The sequence below is a fragment of the Herbaspirillum sp. UBA812 genome (genome assembly GCF_002296545.1).
GTDB lineage: Bacteria > Pseudomonadota > Gammaproteobacteria > Burkholderiales > Burkholderiaceae_D > Herbaspirillum > Herbaspirillum huttiense.
The window spans coordinates 1-21,120 of record NZ_DBIC01000237.1; the positions used below are offsets into that span (position 1 = coordinate 1).

At 57.3% G+C, this 21,120-nt stretch carries 14 protein-coding genes; 5 read left to right on the top strand and 9 right to left on the bottom strand.

Annotated features, from left to right (window positions below):
* Positions 1-1,169 (bottom strand): aspartate carbamoyltransferase (locus B3873_RS15355; protein WP_414651548.1); only part of this gene is annotated, 1,169 nt, incomplete at its 3' end.
* Here B3873_RS15355 and B3873_RS15360 point away from each other — a divergent pair.
* A complete protein-coding gene (locus B3873_RS15360) occupies positions 1,154-1,498 on the top strand; it encodes a hypothetical protein (protein ID WP_286867138.1) in 345 nt (114 codons plus the stop codon). The genes B3873_RS15355 and B3873_RS15360 overlap by 16 nt on opposite strands.
* A gap of 72 nt (positions 1,499-1,570) precedes the next feature.
* Here the strand turns inward: B3873_RS15360 and B3873_RS15365 are convergent, their stop codons facing one another.
* Together B3873_RS15365 and B3873_RS15370 are read right to left on the bottom strand one after the other, a co-directional pair.
* Positions 1,571-3,016: a carotenoid oxygenase family protein gene (locus tag B3873_RS15365; RefSeq protein WP_286867122.1), complete on the bottom strand. Its 1,446-nt coding sequence runs from the start codon at positions 3,014-3,016 to the stop codon at positions 1,571-1,573.
* A 32-nt stretch (positions 3,017-3,048) separates the two neighbouring features.
* Positions 3,049-4,527, bottom strand: coding sequence for an aldehyde dehydrogenase family protein (locus tag B3873_RS15370; RefSeq protein WP_286867124.1), 1,479 nt, complete (start codon positions 4,525-4,527; stop codon positions 3,049-3,051).
* Positions 4,528-4,730: 203 nt separating this feature from the next.
* Here B3873_RS15370 and B3873_RS15375 point away from each other — a divergent pair, with 203 nt between their 5' ends.
* Entirely contained in the window at positions 4,731-5,330 is a 600-nt protein-coding gene (locus B3873_RS15375; protein WP_286867126.1) for a TetR/AcrR family transcriptional regulator, read from the top strand.
* Positions 5,331-6,108: 778 nt separating this feature from the next.
* Here the strand turns inward: B3873_RS15375 and B3873_RS15380 are convergent.
* Entirely contained in the window at positions 6,109-6,612 is a 504-nt protein-coding gene (locus tag B3873_RS15380; protein WP_286867128.1) for a flavin reductase family protein, read from the bottom strand.
* 457 nt (positions 6,613-7,069) lie between these two features.
* Positions 7,070-8,569: an aldehyde dehydrogenase family protein gene (locus B3873_RS15385; RefSeq protein WP_286867137.1), complete on the bottom strand. Its 1,500-nt coding sequence runs from the start codon at positions 8,567-8,569 to the stop codon at positions 7,070-7,072.
* A gap of 1,335 nt (positions 8,570-9,904) precedes the next feature.
* On the opposite strand from B3873_RS15385, the gene B3873_RS15390 reads away from it, so the two are divergent.
* The 3 genes from B3873_RS15390 (at position 9,905) to B3873_RS15400 (ending at position 14,645) form a co-directional block, all read left to right on the top strand.
* Complete coding sequence (locus B3873_RS15390; protein ID WP_286867129.1) at positions 9,905-11,446, top strand: carbohydrate porin; 1,542 nt, start codon at positions 9,905-9,907, stop codon at positions 11,444-11,446.
* A gap of 593 nt (positions 11,447-12,039) precedes the next feature.
* Positions 12,040-13,311 (top strand): MFS transporter, encoded by a 1,272-nt coding sequence (locus B3873_RS15395; protein ID WP_286867130.1) that lies wholly within the window; start codon positions 12,040-12,042, stop codon positions 13,309-13,311.
* Positions 13,312-13,385: 74 nt separating this feature from the next.
* On the top strand, positions 13,386-14,645 hold the full coding sequence (locus tag B3873_RS15400) for a GntR family transcriptional regulator (protein ID WP_286867131.1): 1,260 nt from the start codon (positions 13,386-13,388) through the stop codon (positions 14,643-14,645).
* An 810-nt stretch (positions 14,646-15,455) separates the two neighbouring features.
* Here B3873_RS15400 and B3873_RS15410 read toward each other — a convergent pair.
* The 4 genes from B3873_RS15410 to B3873_RS15425 form a co-directional block, all read right to left on the bottom strand.
* Positions 15,456-16,229: an SDR family NAD(P)-dependent oxidoreductase gene (locus B3873_RS15410; RefSeq protein ID WP_286867132.1), complete on the bottom strand. Its 774-nt coding sequence runs from the start codon at positions 16,227-16,229 to the stop codon at positions 15,456-15,458.
* Between the two features lies 1 nt (position 16,230).
* Entirely contained in the window at positions 16,231-17,700 is a 1,470-nt protein-coding gene (locus tag B3873_RS15415; RefSeq protein WP_286867133.1) for a carotenoid oxygenase family protein, read from the bottom strand.
* Between the two features lie 93 nt (positions 17,701-17,793).
* Positions 17,794-18,615 (bottom strand): hypothetical protein, encoded by an 822-nt coding sequence (locus tag B3873_RS15420; protein WP_286867134.1) that lies wholly within the window; start codon positions 18,613-18,615, stop codon positions 17,794-17,796.
* A 26-nt stretch (positions 18,616-18,641) separates the two neighbouring features.
* Positions 18,642-19,877 (bottom strand): acyl-CoA dehydrogenase family protein, encoded by a 1,236-nt coding sequence (locus B3873_RS15425; protein WP_286867135.1) that lies wholly within the window; start codon positions 19,875-19,877, stop codon positions 18,642-18,644.
* Positions 19,878-21,120 lie beyond the last annotated feature (1,243 nt).

Below are 21,120 nucleotides of genomic sequence, written 5' to 3' on the forward strand. Positions count from 1 at the left end.
TGCGCCCCAACTGCAAGCGAATCGATATCCAAGACGTCGTCTGGCCCACATGTCTCCGGGACAGCCCAGTTCGCCTCCCGCAACGAGCCCTGTACCAGGCCGTCAATACCAAGAATGGTAGCGAAGATAGCCATGCGAATCGGCACGCCATTGTCGGTCTGACGGAAGATCGCCAAGCGTGCATCTCCGTCCAGGTCGGTATTGAGGTCATAAGCGCCCGGTCGGCTGTCGCGCGGTAGAGGATGCATCACGATAACGTCGTTCTTGCAGTATTGATTGACGACCTTTTTGTTGATTTCAAAAATGGACAGAAAGCTGTCAATGGTCTCGCCGGTCAGGCGTTCGCGCTGGATGCGGGTGGTGTAAATCACGTCTGCGCCTTGCAATGCACGCTCCAGCGAATCCGATACTTCCACGTCATGGCCACGCAAGGCGATCAGCTGCGTGATCTCTTCAGGCATTTCCAAGGACAGTGGCGACACCAGCGTGAAACGCATCCGGCGATATAGGGATAGCAGTTGAACCAACGAATGGGCGGTGCGCCCATATTTGAGGTCTCCCGTAATAACAATATGGCTGCCGTCGATCAGCTTGCCCAGGCGTGAGAATTCGCGCTGAATCGTGTACAGGTCAATCAACGCCTGGGTTGGATGCTCACCCGCGCCGTCACCACCATTAATTACCGGCACATGGGTGGCGCTGGCGAACTGCGCCACCGAACCCTGCTCGGGATGCCGTACCACCAGTACATCGGCGTAACCGCTGACAGTACGACTGGTGTCGCCGATAGACTCTCCCTTCGCCATCGAGGAATAGGTAAATCCGGTGGTATCACAGACGGAGCCGCCCAGGCGCATGAAGGCCGAGGCAAAACTGAGGCGAGTACGAGTGCTGGCTTCAAAGAACAAATTTGCCAGTACCGCACCTTCCAGCACACGGCTGACTTTGCGTCGCTTGGCGATGGGTTGCATGATGTCGGCAAGTGCAAATAAGCGCTCACTGGACTCGCGACTGAACTGTGCCACCGACAGCAAATGGCTCAAACGACCAAAGCCCCGGGGCGGTACCTCCTTGCCTCGCAGTGCTGAAGACCCAGACTCTTCACGCCTGGCGCGGAGATCCCCGGCCGCCAGAATCTCCGAAATAAAACGCCTTGCCATCTCAGGCATGGCCGGCCCTGGGCCTGGCCAACTGGCCGCAATCGGAATGGAACGTGATCGTGGCCAGCAGCCTGATGGGCGTGGTGATCCAGGGTGCACAGGCAGGACTGAACGTGCTGGCCACCGAAATCTATCCGACCGCCATGCGCGCCACCGGGGTTGGATTCGCACTGGGTATCGGCCGCATCGGATCGATCTGCGGACCGCTGGCCGGCAGCCTGATGCTGGGATGGCAGATGGACGTGAAGCATATCTTCCTGATGGGCATCACCCCGGCGGTGATCGCAGGGCTGGCCATCGTCTTCAATCGCCGCGCCGAGACACCCTGCACCGACTGACGCGCGCAGGCAGGCGACCGGTTGAAACAGCGGCGGACAGGTGTGAACCTGTCCGCCGCTGCGCCATGAACCTCAGTCCGGGGACCAGTTGCCATGCAGGGACATGCGCATGCGCAAAGGGATCTGGACCCGCGCCACCGGTCCGGCAGACAGATCGCGCGTATCCAGGATCACCAGCTCGGCCGCGCCGGTGCGCAGATGATTGAGCAGGCTCAGCAGGAAGCCGTCGCCCTCGGGCGCGTCGGCGCTGCGCGGCACGAAGACCGGTTCCTGGAAGCAGTGCGCATCCCCCGCAAACCAGGTACGGGTCTCCCCGGTGCGTACGTTGACGTGGGCCAGCTGGTTGAAGAACTGGAACGGCGGCGCGCCCAGCGTGGCGGCATCGAAGGGCAGCGTCGGATCGAAGGCCAGCATGAAGCCATGCTGGTAGGGATGGCCGCTGTAGCGTTCGTCGCAACGCGGGAACTCGCAGGGGAACGTGGTCAGCGGTTCGGGCAGGACCTGATCGCTGTCGGCATCCAGGTCAAAGGTCCAGCGCGCCAGGCTGGATTTGAGCGTCTCCGGGGAAGGGACGAAACCGTCGGCCTGCGGGAAGAAATAGAACACGTTGCCGCTGGTGACGGGCATGTCCAGGATCAGCTTGCGGCCCTGCTCATAGGCGTTGAGCGTATGGCCCTGGAAGCCGTCGGCCGGACCATGGAACCAGCGCACATCGCTGGCCTTGCCATCGCGCGGCAGCACGCCGAACAGTCGCGGCAGATCGGGTTGCCACTGGAAGTGCTGGCCGCCACGCTTCATCCTCTCCACGTCCACGGTCAGGGGGATGATGGGGAAGATCACGTAATTTTCCGTCACCGCGAAATCATGGATCATGGCCGCGTAAGGCGCCTGGAACCAGGTTTCGCGGGTGAGCTTGCCGGCCGCATCGATCTCGTAATAGGCGATGTCGGGGGTGCCGTCACCCTTGGCCTCGTAGGCGAAGCACAGCATGCTCCCGGTCTGCGGACAAATCTTGGGATGGGCGGTGAAGGTCGCCGATTTCACCTGGCCGTGGAAATCCCAGACCCCGAGGGTGTCCAGGGTCACCGGGTCCATGGCATAGGGCAGGCTGTCTTCCTTCAGCGCCAGCAGTACCCCGGCATGCTTGATCACGGTGGTATTGGCCGTGGTGTTGTCGCGGGCTGCCTCGGGCGCATTGGTATGGACGTTGCGGTAGATGCCATTGAGCGAGCGCCCGGCCTGGCGCTGCGCCTTGAGTCGCTCGGTCTGGACGTAGCGGCGGGTCAGGCTCACCTGCCCCTGGCCGAAGCGAAAGGCACTGACCATGCCGTCGCCGTTGAAAAAGATGTCCTGGCCCAGCATCGGCGGATAGGCCGGATCGGGCGAGACCTGGTAGAAGCAGCCCTGCAGCTGCGCGGGCAACTGGCCTGAGACTTCCAGCGCCTGCACGCTGCCCTCGACCCGGCTGGGACGATAGAGACCCTGGAACTCAGGGGTGGCGGGATATTGTAGAGACATGATCTGGCTTCCTTGTGGAGAGGGGAGGAACTTCAGTGCTGCCGGGACTGCGGCGACTGGATGCTGACCCAGTGCTCCATGGTCATCTCGGCGACGATCCAGTCGCTGTTGAAGCGGCCGATGCCGCTGTTTTTCTCGCCGCCGAACATGTTGTTGGGATCGTCGCAGGGGGAGATGGCATTGACGTGCGTCATGCCCGCGTCGATACCCTGTGCAAAACGCACGCCGCGCGCTTCGTCGCGTGTGAAGACACAGCTCGACAGGCCGTATTCGGTCTGGTTGGCCAGGTGCAGCGCCTCGGCCTCATCGGCAGCCTTGATGAGCGGCGCGATGGGAGCAAACTGCTCAGCCTGGGCCAGCGGCGAATCATTGGCCACGTCCACGAAGACCTGCGGCGGCAACACCAATCCTTCTGCCTCGCCACCGAGCACCTGGCGCTGACCGGCCTGGCGCGCGGCTTCCAGCCGGCCCTGCGCGGCCTGCAACTGGCGTTCGTTGATCAGCGGGCCGATCAGGGTATCGGGATCATTGGGATTGCCATGCTTGAGCGCCCTGGCCTTTTCCACGAAGGCATCGACGAAGCGCGGATAGAGGCTGGCATCGACGATGATGCGATTGCTGCTCATGCAGATCTGCCCCTGGTGCAGGAAGCGCCCGAGGATGGCGCCATCGACTGCGCGCTCCAGATCGGCATCGTCCAGCACCACGCAGGGGGCGTTGCCGCCCAGCTCCAGTCCGACGCGCTTCATCGTTGGCCCGGTCATGGCCAGCGCACCGATGTGGCGGCCAACCCGGGTTGACCCGGTAAAGGAAATGAATTTGGGCGTGGGGTGCAGCGTGAAGGCATCGCCAATCTCGCTGACTGCACCGATGACGACGTTGAGCAGCCCGGGCGGCAGGCCGGCCTCTTCATAGATCTTGGCCAGCAGCAGGCCGCCCGTGACCGGTGTGTCGTCAGCCGGCTTGACCACCACCGCATTGCCGACGGCCAATGCCGGTGCAATGGAACGGTTCGACAGATGCATCGGCCAGTTCCACGGACTGATGACTCCGACCACGCCCAACGGGCGCCGATAGACCCGACTTTCGCGGCCAGGGATATCAATGGGTAGGATGCGGCCGTGCACGCGTGGGGGCAAGGCGGTAGCGGCCAGCATGCCCGACTTGACAGCAGCCCACTCGATCTCGGCCTTGATACGGGTGCTGCCGGATTCGCGGATCAGCCAATCCACGATCTCGGCGTGGCGCTGGTCCATGATGGCGGCGGCCCGCAAGAACAGGGCCGCCCGCTCCGACGGCAGCACCGCCGCCCACGCAGGCTGCGCCTGGGCCGCGGCGGCATAGGCGGCATCGAGGTCACTCAGGGAAGCCTGGCGGATCTCGGTCAGCAATTGACCGGTATAGGGATCATGATCTTGCAGCAGGCTGGCGGCAGTGCCTTCACGCCACTGCCCGCCGATGTACTGGCCGGTAAAGCCTCGGTAGTGCGGCAATGTCTGGTGGTCTTTCACGGTGGTCTCCTTGATTGTCATGCGCCGGGATGGCGAAAGAGTCCGCGCCGGACCGTTGCCGTGCGCGAACCGGATAGCGCGGGCAGCCAGGATGGATCAGGCTCCCGCCTAATAATGAACGGCATCGTTCACTTAAAAGATGGTAGCACAGCCCGTGATAAAATGTACGTATACGTTCATATATAAGAAAAGGATCTATCGCGATGCGGGTCAAAACCGTGGAACAGCGCAATGAATTCATCGATGCTGCAGGCCACCTGTTCATCCAGCAAGGGTATGCCGCCGTAACCATGGAGGCCATTGCAGCGGAGGCGGGCAAGTCCAAGGTCACTCTGTACAACTATTTTTCGAGCAAGGAAGAATTGTTCGAGGCCTTCGTCGTACAAGCCGGTGCGGGGGCGGTGGAAGAGCTGACCAAGGTCTACGTGGAAGAGGACAGCGCCCGGGATATCTTGCAGCGCCTTGGCCTGGCGCTGCTGCGTCTGGTGTCGCGGCCGGATGTGATCGCATTGGACCAGCTCATCATCGGCGAGGCCAAACGCTATCCAGAACTTGCGCGTATTTTCTTCAAGAATGGTCCCAAGCGCACAGTCGATGCGCTCGCAGAAGTGATGGCGCTCTGCATGGAACGTGGCAAGATCACCGCCTCTGATGCCCAACTGGCAGCCCTACATTTCAAGGGGATTTGCGCTGGCGACTTGATCGAAAACCTGATGTGGGGAACCATAAATGTACCTACAACAAGAGAATTGCAAAGAATTTCAAAAGACGCGGCGAATGCATTTTTAAATGGGTATCGCTAAGCACAATGACTGGATCAACGAGGACATATTCCTCGCCGATCCCGCAAATATGCGGTGGTTGCTTCTCGCCGATTACGGAAAAGGTATTGGCTGCTCAGCCGTACAAAGGCGGGAGCATTCCGCCGAAGAGAAATGCTGTCACTGACGCAGCGACAAGCAAACCTGCAGATATTTTCCCTGGCGAGACACACAGTCGTGTCAAGAGGAACGCCCTAGCATTGAGAAGGATAGCCCCAGGCAGTATGGCAATGGCTGGATACAAAATCCCTCCCCACCCCACGTCGGTAGCATCATTCAAGAATGCCAGCCCGAACAAGGTGAATAACGCCGGTGCAAAAGGCAAAGCGATGTCGGAGGGTAGCAAAGTCCCGCGTCGGCCAAGAGCGCACCAAGGTATGATGAGCATCAATAGGAGCGCCAGAAAACTAACACCCAGACAGATGTATATCTGCATGATCTTAGTCGTTTTCTCAGGGGCGGCTTCTTCTGGCAGATCGTGGACTTTGCATCGTATTCGTCATCGTTCTCAGAAACATAATGCCGGCAACTTTAGCCAGAGAGCTTTCAGCGCCTCACAGAATTGCAGACCATTTTTGGAGCTGGCAGCCCAACGAGCAAATGCGTCTGACAAGCTAATTTCTGATTTTTTTTCATGTCCTCGACAACGGACTACATCACTTTCGCCTCGCATTTGTCGAGCGCCGCCAACATTTTGGAAATGGCCGTCCAGCGTAACCATAATTCGCATTATTGCCAACGTGCATTTGCGTATCAACCCTCAGGAGCCTGTCGGTTCAAGTGACACCGCGCGTAGCAGTGTGCCGCAATAGAAAATCAACGGCTCACCTTCCTTGTGCGCCAGCCGAAGCACTCGCCCCACAACAATTGTGTGGTCGCCTGCTTCGTGGCGTGCATACATTTCGCATTCAAAGCGCGCGTGATAATTCTGCAAAAGCGGAAGGCCATGCAGGCCCGTTTCGAGTAGGACATTCGCAAATCGGTCTATATCTCTGGCAGAAAACTGACGACATATCTCACCCTGTCCGGCTTCGAGCACATGAACAGCGAAGTGGGTCGCGACGCACATTGCCTGATAATTGCGAGAACTGTTCGCAATCGACCATTGGACTAGCGGTGGGTCCAAAGACAAGGAAGTGAAGCTATTACATGTCATGCCGATCGGCGTTGCCCCGTTGCCGCCAGCAGTAACCACAGTTACACCGGTAGTGAAACGACCGAGGGCACGGCGAAAATTTTGGGAATCAAAAGAGGCTTGGGTCATGATAATGGGATTGGGTCTAGCCTAGGTCATGGCATCAATTCGGATGACCTAAGCTTGAAGAAAGAAGGCTGACATTTTTTGTGGCAGGCGGCAGCTCCCACTTTCGAATAAATCAAGCCAAGCGGATCAGCTGCCTCATTGCCATTTATAAAGGACCTAAGAAAAATAAAACAGACGTCATATATGGCAACCGAAAGACTCCCCGGGCCTCACCTACTTCGACGGGCGTGAACAGGCCAACTCGGCCAAGCATGGTTCAAGGGGCGTCCTGGCCTGGGTTGCGGAGATCAGAGCGCTTTGCGGTGACGCCTGGCCGAGCTATATGTGTGAGTTTTCAGCTGTCTCACACATATGAATTCGGCCCCAATTGGCCTGACGCAGCTCGTTTAACTTCGCAATCGCACTACACCGTCCGATTGGATTTCTCGCGCTGCGCCATGGCTGCCACGTGGACTGCTCAGAACGCGTAACGGGTAGGAGTCGCGCCTATTGTCATCCACTGCCATTCAGTAAACTCGTCGACGTTCGTTGTGCTGCCAAAGCGTGACCCGTTGCCCGATTGACCCATGCCACCCATGGGGATGCCGGGCAGATCAGAAATGGTTTGGTCATTGATATGGACCATTCCGGCTCGTATGCGCTGCGCCACACGAAGCCCACGCTCGAGCGACGCCGTTTGTACGGCGGCGGAAAGGCCGTATTCCGTATCGTTAGCCAACTGAATTGCGTGTTCTTCGTTCTCTGCGATGACGACGGGCGCCACCGGACCGAAGATTTCCTGCTCATAAGCAGCCATTCCGGGAGTTACACCGGACAAAACTGTCGGACGGTAGTAAGGATGCGCATACGTGCCGCCGGTTATGATTTTCGCGCCGCTTGCAACACTGGACGTCACAAGATCATGTATGCGCTCAATTTGCCGCCTGTTGATGATTGGGCCAATGGCGACATTCTCTTCGAAAGGGTTGCCTACGGCCAAGCGCTCGGTGTGATCGCGCAGTAATTCAAGGTAGGTCTTTGCAACGCTCCGCAGCACAATATGTCGCCCAGAGGCCATACAGATCTGTCCTTGGTGCAGGAACGAGGCCCACGCGCCCGCCGAAGCGGCCGCTTCGAGATCGGCATCATCCAGCACGATGAACGGACTTTTTCCTCCCAATTCCAGTGACACCTTTTTGACGTGTTGGCCCGCGAGCTCGCCTACACGACGGCCTACCCGCGTCGAGCCCGTGAACGTCACAAGCCGTACCGCCGGCGCGCCTACTAACGCCTCCCCAACATCAGCCCCGCCGTTGACGATCTGAAAAACGCCTTCTGGCAGCCCGGCCTCGGCGAAAATCTGTGCCAACACAACCCCTCCGGTAATCGGAGTCTGCGGGTCCGGCTTCAGCACGACTGCATTTCCGAGTGCCAGAGCTGGCGCAACCGATCGCATCGCCAGCAGCAGAGGAAAGTTCCACGGCGTGATGACACCCACTACGCCGAGCGGCACGCGGCGCGCAATACTCAGACGTCCGGAATTTGCTGAACGGAGGACGTGCCCCTCCGGTTCGATGAAAAGCGCGGCAGAATGAAACAATTCTCCGATCGTGCCTTGCAGTTCCGTTTCTGCCTTCGCACGCAGGCCGCCGGTTTCACGAACGATCCATTCGATCAGCGTGTCGTGATTGTCCTGGAGGAGCGCGGCCGCGCGTTGCAATATGCGCGCTCTAGCCTCAGGGCTCTCGCTCTGCCACGTGAGTTGGGCACACTTTGCGCGATCAACTGCGTCGAGGACGGATCCCGGTGTGCTGCTCCCGACCGTGCCGAGCGGCAGGTCAGTTGCAGGCTCGCGAACCTCGATCAATTCTCGCTCGGATGGTACCCATCGTCCTTGAAAAACACGACCAGCCCAAATGCCAGGCGAAAGGATACCTTCGGCATGCAATGGCTGGTCAATGGTTGTTCTGACGTTCATAAAATTCTCCTCATCATCAAATTGCATTGCACCAAACGTCTTGCAATGGTTTAGCTAGCGCAGTCATTACTCCCTGAGCAACCATCGCTGGCTCGCTCATGCGACCGCAACAAACTAATCACCCGAGCCACATGCGCCCGGTGCTCTTGACTCACGGACGTACTGCCCTGATGTGCTCTCTTCTACACCCTGCGAAAGGAATACCTTTATCTCGCCCGTAAATCAGCCAAGCAAAGGACGTTTACTTTCGATTTCCTAAAACGCGAAGCTCTGTATGGCTCGCGTAGGGGCAGAAGGAGAAAGGATTTGGCCTGCCTCGTCCGCACCCATGCTCGGAAGGCTACGCTTATTAAATTCTTAAACCAGAGGCCAGATTAAAGCGCTTGATACAAGGCTCGCTGATCGCCACGCAGTTCTCTGCGAGCAGGCCGGATGCGGCATATTTTCTACAGATTGGTTTTTTCAACATGACGGACAGAGAAGTCCGCAGACTAGGCAAGTTAGCGCGAAGTTATTCCGCTCGATAGGCCAGAAGCACGGTGACGAACATTTATCCACCTTGTTTTCTATTGAGTGACGAGGTGAAATGGCACCGAATCCTAGAGAGAATTCACATGATTTTCTCGGAAGGGCGGCTTTTAACCATCGATCAACGTGTGATTTGGTCATGCCCGGTCGAATTGAGTCATGGATGCCTGAGGGAAAACGCGCGCCGCCTTCCGGGATCAGGGAGGCATCCGAAGATGGTGAACGCAGCAGAGGACGGGATGCGATCGCGTACTCCTTTTTTCATCTTCAGCGGCGCTGCCACATGACACCAAGACACAGCAGCAACTCAGAGCGATCCAGTGGCGGCCATCCCGCCTTGCCAGTTTTTCAAACGTTTCTTAATGAGACTCTATGAACCAGATGTAGCTTGATCTTAGGAGGAAGCCCTTCCTGATCTGTGGATGCAACATAGGAAGCGGTCGTTGCATCGAGCTGGAACTTACAAACGTGGATAGTAACTTCATGCAAGCGCCTCCTCAAAGCTGCAGCGTGCATCCAGCGGTCCCTCACTTCTAGTGTCAGCTAACAGCTGATCGCCGACCACTGAGGCGTAACGCGATTATCGAAGCCGCCACGCAACGTGCTGGAAAGAACCAGATCGATTTTCTCCGCGTATTCATTGATACATCCTAAGAAAACCCCCAAGCGCAGTATGCAGAAAGCGATCTTCAGTCGATACGCATAAATAACCAATATGAGATGCGCCTTTCCACATTGAATCGATTCCGTATGAGATATCGATCAAGCCAAGCACCAGCCGGAATACGGCAATTACAAGGAGGAGACATGAAACTATTCAACAAGCTTACGGGTGCTATCACAATAGCGATCTTTACTCTAGGATGCTCATCGCTTTGCGCAATGGCATCAACTGACAACCAACAGAAGGCTGAGGAAACCAACGCTGCAAGCGGGGCAGGGAGCATGCCACTCACGGACGAAAATCCCTTCCCCTCCCGTAATGTCTCGACATCTTCCAATCAAAATCTCACTCAGGTGCAGACAGAAACAGGTCAAAGTCCATCCATGGCTTCCGGCGTGACTCCCCTGCCGCCAAGCGAGGGGCAACTGCCCAGAAAGGGACCGCTTAGCGGCATCGGCGATGCGCTTGAAGACCGCGGAATCAAGCTTGGCCTGCGGTTGACAAACTTATCTGCCGCGAACCCTTCAACTGGCATCGCGACCGGAAAATCGACCGACTACTTCACACTTTTTACGGGTGCCGATGTCGACTTGCAGAAGTTCGCGGGGATTCCTGACACGCAATTTCATTTTATTTGGGCCTGGGAACCGCCTTCTCACAATACAGTAAATTACACCACTCAGACCGGATCGGCCTTCACGCCGCTTGTTTCCCAGACCACCACCAACGACCTGATCAAGTTCACACTATCGCATGACCTGTTTGAAAAACGTCTCCACGTTGAGTACGGTCGCATGAATCTGACGGACAATTTTTTGGTGCCGACGATGTGCGCAGGATGTGTGGCGTCGACTCCCGCAATAACCCTCAACGTGCCAGGCATCACAAAATCGTTGTGGGGAGCACGGCTCGCGTACTTGCTCTCGCGCCATACTAGTCTGGGGTTCGGCGTGGTCGAAGACAACTCCACGCTTTACATGAACTCCACTGGCTGGAACTGGAGTACCCGGACCAGAACGGGGGTTATAGGTATCGCAAATGTTACTCACAAGACGGATTTCTCCGACACCCGGTATCCCCTCAATGCCGAAGTCGGGGTATATCACAATACGAGTCCTTACACGGACGATCTGCACAATGTGGATGGCTCGAGTCAGATCCTCAATCCTTCTGGCAGCGCCCTCAAACACGGCAACGGCACATGGGGATTCTATGGCCAGGCAAGAAAAGTCATCTGGACCGCTCCTGGCGCAAAAGGCCCTACCCCTCCTAACGTCGCACTGTATGGCGGCGCATTTATTACGCCCGGCCCTGGCCAGTCCTTTCCGATCGAAGCGTATGGCGGAGCCGAGTACGGCGGCTTTCTCAGAGACAACCCTGCGGCGCTGGTGGGATCGATCATTCGTTATATCCAGTTGAGCAGCGGGCGCGCGCTTTATGAACAGCAGCTCAGTACGGTGAGCGGTTGGAGCAGTGACGGCGTTAACCGCAACACATTCTCTTTCGATGTACACGCACAGTACGGGCTCGCTCCCGGGGTACTCGTCAATGGCTTTGCTCAATATCTTCTGCACCCCAACAGAATGCACCCATTGGCCGCCACCGGTTCCACCCGCAGTGGCTGGATGATCGGTTTGACGCTTCTTGTCGATCTTGGGCGTATCACGGGCCTGACAAGACCTTAAGCATTGCGGTGAAGCCGCCGCCGTATATGTCTGATCAACGCCGTTAGGTGCAGCGCCTAGCGCTCCAGCGCTGGTCATTCCATCGAGGCTGCCCGCGGCTTCGGCGGCCAGTTCGCACATCGCCGACATACGATTGTAGTTGTTTCTTTCTGCTCAGAATTCGAACGCCGCGCGCCAGAAAATCACCGGCGGTTTTCTCGGGGAAACCAGTCTAAGCCGTTTCGAGGGACACGACCGCTATTTTCCATAGATCAGCCAGGTCCTGACAACCGCCCCCTGTTGAATTCACGCTACTGGTTAACCGCCTCGCCAGGGGTTAAAAACGCAGGATGTTGCGCGGCGCCGTCGCACATCAGACTGTCGGATGCCAATCGGCTCCTCGAACCCGCCGCCGCCAGCCAGATGATCGCTTCTGGCAGCGATCGCGTCTCGATTAGACACACGGCCAAATCTGCGAGTGCATCAACAGCGACTTGAGTCGCCGTTGCGCCTCACCGATAAAGGCCCAGCAGCTATCAAGCTGGGCAGGATACCGCCGACGGACCACAGATATAGGTTAAACGATAATGACACCACCCTTGGAGGAGCATCTGATGAAACACAAAGCAGTTCCGATTACTACCGCTGCCGGCCGGCCTTTGGCCAGCAATCCGCCAGCACGTACCGAGATGAGCCGCGAGGGCATTGTCGTTGCGATCGCCTGCTCCATATGCATGGGCCTAAGCTTCGCGCCTGTCTTCATGGGGACATTTCCCCTCTTCCTTGAGCCGGTGTCTCGGCAATTCCACTGGAGCGCCGCGATGTTTCCGCAAGCGATGTTGATCTCAGGCTTGACAGGCGCTCTTTCCGGGCCTCTGGTGGGCCGACTGATCGATACCATGGGTGTCCGCAAGGTACTACTCCCCGGACTGCTGGCTTGGGCGGCCATCTTGGCAGCTATGAGCCTTCTCAACGGCAGCATTATCTTGCTTTACGTCATCTCGGCGTTGATGGGGCCGCTGGCTGCAACATGCGGCCCGGTCGCGCTGGCCAAGGTCGTGTCGAGCTGGTTCGACCGCAGCCGCGGTATTGCGCTGACCGCCGTACTAGGCGGGTCGGTTGCGATCTTCACTTCCTTGATGCTGGTGCTCACGCGTGTGCTTATCGTTGATATCGGTTGGCAGGGTGCCTATCTCGCACTAGCGGGACTGATAGTGGCCATCGCCCTGCCAGTTTCTTACTTCTTCTTGAAGGAACCTCCGCAATCGAGCCCATCCGTCATGACGGGAAAGCCCGATATAGCGAGCATGGACTTGAAACCCATGACTGCATTTACGAGTCGTGCCTTCTGGACGGTGATCCTGGCATCGACCCTCGTTTGTGCTTCGTGCAGCGGCTTGAGCAGTCACTTCGTTCCATGGGCTGGAGAACGCGGCGTCTCCTCCGCCACAGCGACGTTTGCACTGACTCTTTATTCTCTTGCCGGGCCATTTAGTTCATTGCTCGCCGGCGGTGCGGCCGATAGGCTGCCGCGCCCGGGTATGCTCGCCATCGTCTTCGCACTGCCGCTGTTGGGATTTCTCGCGATGCTGACATCGCAGGAATGGGCGGTCGTGATTGGACTTGCGCTGATGGGTTCCGGCTTTGCTGCGGTGGCCGGGCTTCTGCCGTTCTTCACGAGCCGATACTTCGGCCTGGCCAACGCCTCGACGATTTTCGGCGTGGCGGTTGGGCTCACCACACTGTCTCTGGGCGTGGGTCCGGTCGTGCTGGGGATACTGCGCGATAAATGGGGGGCATACACTCCGGCCTCTCCAGTGCTAGCGGGGGCACTGTCTCTGGCCATCATACTTGCGTTGACCTTACCGCGTTATCCGCGTCGTTGACGTTCAAACTGAACACGTATACTGTCGAGTCCGAGCTAGACAATTACAGGACCGGCCGTTGTAGGAGACAAATCATGACTATGGCGCAGCCAGCGTCGGCGCAGTCATACGCCAGTCAGCGCAAAACAGTTTCTCACTGGAAAACCGCCAATCCGCTGTTCGATGCGATCGTAGGAGGTGGCTCCGCAAATACCAAAGCGGCCTGCATCATCGCGGCGCAAATCGAGGAGGATCTGATAGGCCGCAGTTGGCCCACAGGGACAATCTATGGGTCCGAAACGCATTTGGAATCCAAATTCGGCGTTTGCCGCAGCGTCGTCCGTGAAGCGGTTCGGATTCTCGAGAGCCGCGGCACGGCTCGGATGCGACGAGGACCAAACGGCGGCCTGCTGATTCTGGCACCGTCCATGTCGCTCGTGCTGGAAGCGATTGATCGGTACGTCACATCGCATTGCCGCGAGCTCCATCGGGGAAAGGACGGCAGAACGATTCTGCAAGCAGTTCATGCGAGATTGATTGGCCCCGGAGCAAAGAACTGTGTCGGTCCAGCACTTGCCAGCTTCTTGGAAGAGATGATTTCGGCGGTCAACCAACATGCACGGCAAGGGCCTTCCGGTCGTATCCCCCTGGGCGCAACGGTTGAAAGCGCCCGGTCCCGGGCGCAGCATATCTTCCGACTGCTTATGAAGGACCTGAACAGCAGTCGCACGATTGACCGCCGCCTGGGGTCCGAATTGGATCTCTGTGACCGCTACGGTGCTGATCGTGATGTGCTGCGCCAAGCAGTGCGTGTTCTGGAATTCGAGGGAATAGCTGAGTCAGTAGCCGGGCGTGGCAAAGGACTGATGACACGCACGCCAGAGCCCGCCGCCTTATGCCGGCTTATAAACTGTTATTTCACCGCTGCCCGCGTCACACCCAGCGATGCCATGAGTCTTTTCAAGCTCTTGAGCGTAGAGGCCATTTCGATCGCTGCGGAGGACGCGACTGACGAGGAACTTGCGCGACTGAAGAATGCGCAGCGTCTGCTGCATGCCGCAGACGTGCGCATGACTGCAAAAGTGATGCAAGAAGCGGAGGAAAGCCAATTCGGAATCATCGACGAGCCACTCGTCGACATTCTCCTGCGCTGCACCAAGAGCTATTCGACCTGGTGGTCTTCGCTGCGCAATCCCCAAAGTGAGCAACTGGATATCATCTATCGAACTGAGACGCTCAAGGTCATCTCTGCGCTCCTCGAACGCGATGTAACCGCCGTTGCGGCTGCCCAGGCCGCTAAAGTCGAACGTCTTAACGGACTCATCTTGAATCAGCACCGAGCCGTGTCGGCGTAGCGGTCTTTCCCCGGTTGAGCCGATCAACTGTCCTGTAAAATCCCGCCCGCTTCGTCGCTCGCGAGGAACGCGACAATGATGGTGGTGAGGATGTCTGTCGGGGTGTCCAACGGTCACACGCGGGATCGAACTTTCACGTTTTTTATAATGGCTGGCTTGCGCTCGGCCACGCAATATAACGCATGGCCTGCGCGCGATGATGCGCAGACGCAATGCCATCGAACCGGTCATCGGGCGCAGGAGGGCTGACGGCAAACTCGATCAGAAATGGATAAAGGAGTACTGGGTGGGGCGATACACGCAGTGCTGTGCGACACTGGCCAAAATCTGGGCTTGATACCCAGGAACCTGCTGCTCTTTAACGTCCAGATTTCTGCCTTGTTTGACCGCGGCTTCACCGTACTATCGCTGGAACGACACACGCTTGGGAGAAAGCGAATTTTCAGATCCGATTAGTGAGCTTTGTGAGAAAGCTGTACTGGCCAGTTGGAGGTGGGCAGCTGTTCTAGTGCTGACAATCGACGGGGAGGCCTCCGTGGCACGGAGCCCTCCCTCCGGGTACGTCCGTCCGGGACAAGCGATGAACTTTCCAACCTGCCCCGGGTTCTGCAACAATGCCAGTCAATGTCGGACCACGCAATCCCGGGGCGAAACTGAAGAATGCATAGCGTCTGAACAATTGGACATTCTTTATCGAGCTGAAACGCTCAACGTCATCGCCTCCTCGAACGTGATGTAATCGCCGCCACCGACCAGGCAGCGAAGCTCGAGCGCCTTGACGGACAGAGTCTGATTCAGCGGCGAGTACCTTCAGCCCAGTAGCGATCCTCCGGTCGCGTCGATCACCTGCCCGGTGATCCAGCCCCCTTCGTCGCTCGCGAGGAACGCGACAATGTTGGCGATATCCTCCGGCGTGCCCAGTCGCCGCAGGGCGGATTGCGCCTTGGCATGCTCGATGAAGGCAGGATTGCCCTCGGCCATGCGCAGAAATTCGGCGGTTGCAGTCGGACCCGGTGCAACGGCGTTTACCGTAATTCCGCGAGCACCTAGCTGCAGAGCAGCGGTCTTGCTGAACACCTCGAGCGCGCCCTTGGCCATTGCATAGGACACGACATTCGGATTAACGATGCGCGAGGTTCCAGACGAGATGTTGATGATCCGGCCGCCATCGCGAAGGCGCGGCAATGCCGCCTGCGTGAGGAAGAAAGGTGCCTTCACGTCCACGGCAAATGCCTTGTCGAATTCTGCGGAACTCAGTACTTCAACCGAGCCGAACATGATTTGGCCAGCATTGTTGACCAGGATGTCGAGCCCGGTCTGGCCGGAACACGTCAACAAGCTGCGATCGAACTCTTCGAACGTCGCCGCAAACGAAACGTCCGATGAATGGAGATCCGCCTGGATGACAAAGGCCCGCCCGCCGGTCTGCTCAATGGTAGCCAGCGTCTCTTGAGCAGCCTGCAGATTGGCTCCGTAGTGGATGGCCACGGTCGCGCCGTTGGCGGCAAGACGCGTGGCAATTTCCCGGCCGATTCCGCGGCTCGCACCAGTGACGAATGCGACTTTCCCTTTGAGGTCGGCCATCTTACCAAGCTCCTGGAAAATTGGTTTCGCCACGCAACTGTCTGCCACCATACCAATATCCGTGGCCAGTGCTACGAAGACGGAACGGCAGGGCTACCGTTGCAACAGGTGGCGCGTTGATATCGCTCGCATCCAGGATGAGGAGTTCGCTGCGCATCTGCTCGTGCCGGCCGACCACGGTCATAATGTAACCATCGCCTTCTGCCGCGTTGTCGTGAGCGGGAACGAACTGAGGCTCGCCGATCGAGCAATTGTCTCCTGCATAGAGGATTTTGGACGGCTTCGCGCCGTTCACATCCATGGTGGCGATCCACTGGAAGCCGCGCCCGACGCGTTCTTGGCCAGGCACGTCCAGAAGGTTCATGGTGGCGAAACTGTATGGCAAGGTTTCGAAACGGGTATCGATTCGCGGAAGCTCGCAAGGGTATTCGAAAAGCGGCTGTTCGACAAAACTGTTATCACTGCGCTCCATGTCGATCACCACCCGCTTCATATATGGCATGGCGTCGGTCGGCTTGAACTGCGAGCCGTCGACGTTTGGGAAAAAATGGAAAAAGGACCGCTTGCTGAAGGTGTTGTCGGCATAGATATATCGCCCATCATCATAGGCACCGACGGTATGGCCGTGGCATTGATTGGGGCCCTTGAACCAACGAATTTGATCGCCACGGCCCTTGCGTGGCAGCACGCCGAGATAGACACTCTCGTGCGGATCCCATTTGAATGCAGGCTCACTCCGCTTGATCCATTCCAGCTCATGACGGAGCGGGGTGATCGGGAAAACGACATAATTCTGCGTGACCATGATGTCGTGGACCATGCAGGTGTAGGGCGCATGGAACCAGGTCTCGTGAGTAACGTTCCCTTCGCTATCGGCTTCATAGTAGGCGATATCCCTGGTGGCAGGACCAGCCGCGCAATATCCAAAGAACACCAGCTCGCCCGTTTTTGCATCGATCTTGGGGTGCGCGGTGATTGCCTTGGCGGTCACCTTGCCGTTCCAGTCATATTCCCCGATGGTCTCGAGGGTGAAAGGGTTCAATTCGATAGCAGGGCTGTCCTCCTTCAATGCGAGTAGCTTTCCGCCATGCATCAGCATTGTCACATTTGCGGTGCCGCGGCTGAGCCCGGCAACCGAGGGATCGTCCGAGAAAGGATTTCGATAGTGGCCGAACAGAGCACGGCCGGCCTTTTCCTCCGCCACGAAGCGGGGCGTACGGACATAGCGCATACGGAAGTCGACCTTGCCGTCCTTGAAATAAAAACAGGAGGCCATGCCGTCTTCGTTGAGCATAAAGACATCATTGTCGACAAAGGCTGGCCATTTCCGATCTCCGATCAGGCGAAAGAAACCGCCCTCCAGGTTCTTCGGTACTTTTCCTTGCACAACTTCAAGCCCCGTCAATTCGATCTCTGCGCGCATCGGTGCCTCGAAGCTTTTGAAATCGTTATTTGAAAATCGGATATTCATCTCTACATCACCTCTATGAGCAAAAGAAAGCGCTATCGCGGAGGAAACGCTACCGCAGTTTGTCTCCATGTATTTTGACGCCGTTGTTTCAGGCTAACCATGTGCCACATTTCCACTAGAGTACGATGGTTCGTCCCATCCAACAGACCTGCCCAAAGGCAAAAATTCTCGTATCTCATCGATGATCCGAATCTCTCCGTCTACAACCTTGAACAATCCGAGCATATACATGGCACCGGCGTCAGGTCGAGGATGCGCAGGGATGGGATGGAAGTCCACCACTACAAAGCTGGCTGCAAGACCGAGTTCCACGTCCAGCACTGGAAAGCGTCGTTCGCGTGCCTTGGGTCTCGCGGCGCGCGTATCATTCAGCGCAGAGGCGCAGGTATGCACCTTGCCGTCGGGCGAGAGCAGCGTGCGTAGCGTGTTCGTCGTTTTCGCACCGTTATCGTATTTGTCGCAACGATAGCTGAAGCGCGGTATCAGGCCATCGCTCTGCTCCAGTCCTTCCCAATAGCGGTTGGCCGCCTCACGCAAACCTTCACGGTCGACGCGGCGATTCGGCGGGACAATAGCCTGATAGAGGATATCGGGCTTCAACAATTGCTCGACATCAGCGAAATGCCCTTTCGGGTCTGTGCTGAGGATGGCCTCAGCTTCTGCCAATTCACCCTCGAAAATTCGCAGGCGTTGAGCGAAGGGACGCGGCTGACCCGCAACATAGGCAACGCCTGCGCAAACGATCTGGCCCGTAAGCGCGTCCGCAAACGATTGGATGCCGGAGAAGCGCGGCTTGCAGCGCCACAGTCCTTCGTCAATGCCGAGCGTCCTGCCATTTTCCGTCAGACGGAAGTTCGATGCGAAGCGCAATCTGGTGTGATCGCCGACGGACATCGCCTCCAGGTAAATGTCCATTTCCTCTCTGAGTGCCGTCCCGTTTGTCATGCAATACCCACGGTCTTCTGGAGGAAATGTGCGCGGCCATAATTGACTGCAGCACTGTCGGACTGGTGAGCGAGATGGCCGCGCAGAACCCCTACATTGCGCCAATATCGGCCGAGCATCGAATCCTTCTTCGATGCGGACGTACCGACAGTGCGGAAGATGATATCGACTGCTTCGTGAGCAAGGTGGATGCTCTGCAGTATGACGAGCGTCAGACGTCGCGCGTCGTCGTCCGAACAGGGCTCGCCCGTTGCACAGGTCCGCCGCGCAATCTCCATATATTCACCTGCCGCGTGGAGCAGAGCGGCTCGCGCGGTATCGACCAATGCGCGACAACGGCCGAAGTTGAGCTGATATTCCGCAAGTTCCAGCCTTGGCGCGCCGGTCGGTCCGGTCGCCTTGCGGGTGCGGAAGCTCTCCTCGTAGAGGTCCAGCGCGCCTTCGGCGGCGCCGACGATCACCGATGCGGATTCGGTGATGATGAATGGCCGCGCCGGGCCATGAAAGAGGGGGCTGTCGTCATAGACTCGGGCAGGTAGCACCGCCTTGATTGGCGGATATGCCTTGGTTAGATGCATCGGGACGAACACATCCTGCAGAACTACCCGATCAGATCCGGTCCCCTGCATACCGATCACGTCCCAGTTACGAACGATCTCGTAATCGTCGCGATCGAATAGGCCCATCCGCATCGGAGCACCACCAGATTCGGCATCCTCGACCGTGAAGGTGAGCAGGATATGCGTGGCGTGCGCGCAGCCCGACGCATAATCCCATGCACCACTGACACGATAGCCGCCCGGGACAGCAACGCCATGGCCCTGCGGCGCTGCTACCTCAGGCGCCCGAAATTCTCCAGTAGTGCCATAAGCTTCGCGCTGCGCCTCCAGCGGATAGGTTGCGAGTTGGTGAACGTGGCCAAGGACAAGTGACAAAACCCATGCTGTTTCGGGGCATCCCCGCGCAATCGCCGTGACGAGTTTTACGTAGGTGGGCAGATCGAAGCCATAGCCACCGAAGACTCGGGGCTGGATCACGCGGAAAAAACCGGCGTCCACCATCGCCTGGTTCGTTTCCGCAGAAATGTTACCAGCGGCCTCGGCCGCTGCTTGAGCAGATCGAAGGATCTCGCGCATAGCTTCCGCCCGGCGGATCATTTCCTCCGGTACGAGATCAGGCTCTGGCGGAGCAATGCCTTTGATATCATGTTTCACAAACGTTGCTGATTTCATTTCTTTTCCTTGGATTTATGTATAGGATCGGCGCTCGCTTCAATGCTCCGACGGTACGCTTGCCCGCCACCGTCTTGCCCGGGAACAGATCTTTTTTGCATCCTCCGTCCCGGATAAATCGGCAAGCTATGTCGATGTCTAGGTGGGTGAAAGTGCGGAGCAAAGACAAGGTCATAAACTCGCCAAGGCTGACTAATCAAACCAAGATCTCCAAGGCTTGAAGGTACATCGACGCAATCAGCGATCTACGCAATAGCCGCTGCCGCGCTGTCCGACACTGCCCACTTCTCTAGCAAAATAGCACCCACCATTTTCACCACGCACGAAGTTGATCCGTTCCCGACCACAAGACGTTTTAGGTTCTGTGGTTAAATGTAATTGACATGTCGCCCGTAAAACGAGTGGTGAGAAATGGGGCCAACCCTCGGACCTGCCCTGGGTCTGGCAAGGAAGCCGCACGCTTGATCTACCTCCAGACTACCCATCCAGGTCAACACCACAGATAAGATTGCTGTTCAGCGCCCGGACGCGGGCAAGGAGCAGGCAGGAAACGCTCGAGATTTACCGAAGAAAATCGGCCATGCGTTGCGATTGACTAGGGGTCGCTCGCCTAAGATCGGCGTCTGTTTTTACGAGCGTCTTATCTCGCTGACGCTCACTTCAGAGAGTGAGCAAAAAAGATATACGTGACTCTGCTCGGGAGATTCGAGTCAGCTTCAACATCTTCGAAGATATGGAGAAAGCGATTTATTGGTTCAAATGCCGCAGCATCGCCGCTTTCAAGGGATTGTCTGCTCAGCCGTTAGCCTCGACCCGCAGCCCAAAAGATGCGGTCCAACACCTTTTTCGATAGAATCAAAATTCGTGAAGTGAAGCTTTTCTGTTCGGAGTCTAGATTGAAGTTATTTTGTTGCATCAGCTTTTGGATTCGATTGCACTGAACAGAATCAACAGTAATTGATCCTCACTTTTTGGAAGTTCCTTCCAGACGGCACCTTTCTGCATTGAGTGTTCGCTCGACGCCTGAATCATCTCGTCCACTCATCTAAGGCTGGCTAACGCAAAAGGCCGCCAATCCACAGATTCCCCACAAGCAACATTCATCTTTTTGCTAGGAACGAAATCCGCAAAAAAACGCTTGACCACACAAATCGAGCCAGTGTACCCAGCAAGGCATTCGCCTAGTCCTCTTGATGAGTTTGCTCCCTAGCTCTCCGCCTGGCTGAGCGCTGAATCCGTTAAA

Coding starts and splice junctions, on each gene's coding strand:
- B3873_RS15365 (WP_286867122.1), bottom strand. CDS start 3,016: ATGTCTCTACAATATCCCGCCACCCCTGAGTTCCAGGGTCTCTATCGT.
- B3873_RS15375 (WP_286867126.1), top strand. CDS start 4,731: ATGCGGGTCAAAACCGTGGAACAGCGCAATGAATTCATCGATGCTGCA.
- B3873_RS15380 (WP_286867128.1), bottom strand. CDS start 6,612: ATGACCCAAGCCTCTTTTGATTCCCAAAATTTTCGCCGTGCCCTCGGT.
- B3873_RS15385 (WP_286867137.1), bottom strand. CDS start 8,569: ATGAACGTCAGAACAACCATTGACCAGCCATTGCATGCCGAAGGTATC.
- B3873_RS15390 (WP_286867129.1), top strand. CDS start 9,905: ATGAAACTATTCAACAAGCTTACGGGTGCTATCACAATAGCGATCTTT.
- B3873_RS15395 (WP_286867130.1), top strand. CDS start 12,040: ATGAAACACAAAGCAGTTCCGATTACTACCGCTGCCGGCCGGCCTTTG.
- B3873_RS15400 (WP_286867131.1), top strand. CDS start 13,386: ATGACTATGGCGCAGCCAGCGTCGGCGCAGTCATACGCCAGTCAGCGC.
- B3873_RS15410 (WP_286867132.1), bottom strand. CDS start 16,229: ATGGCCGACCTCAAAGGGAAAGTCGCATTCGTCACTGGTGCGAGCCGC.
- B3873_RS15415 (WP_286867133.1), bottom strand. CDS start 17,700: ATGAATATCCGATTTTCAAATAACGATTTCAAAAGCTTCGAGGCACCG.
- B3873_RS15420 (WP_286867134.1), bottom strand. CDS start 18,615: ATGGACATTTACCTGGAGGCGATGTCCGTCGGCGATCACACCAGATTG.
- B3873_RS15425 (WP_286867135.1), bottom strand. CDS start 19,877: ATGAAATCAGCAACGTTTGTGAAACATGATATCAAAGGCATTGCTCCG.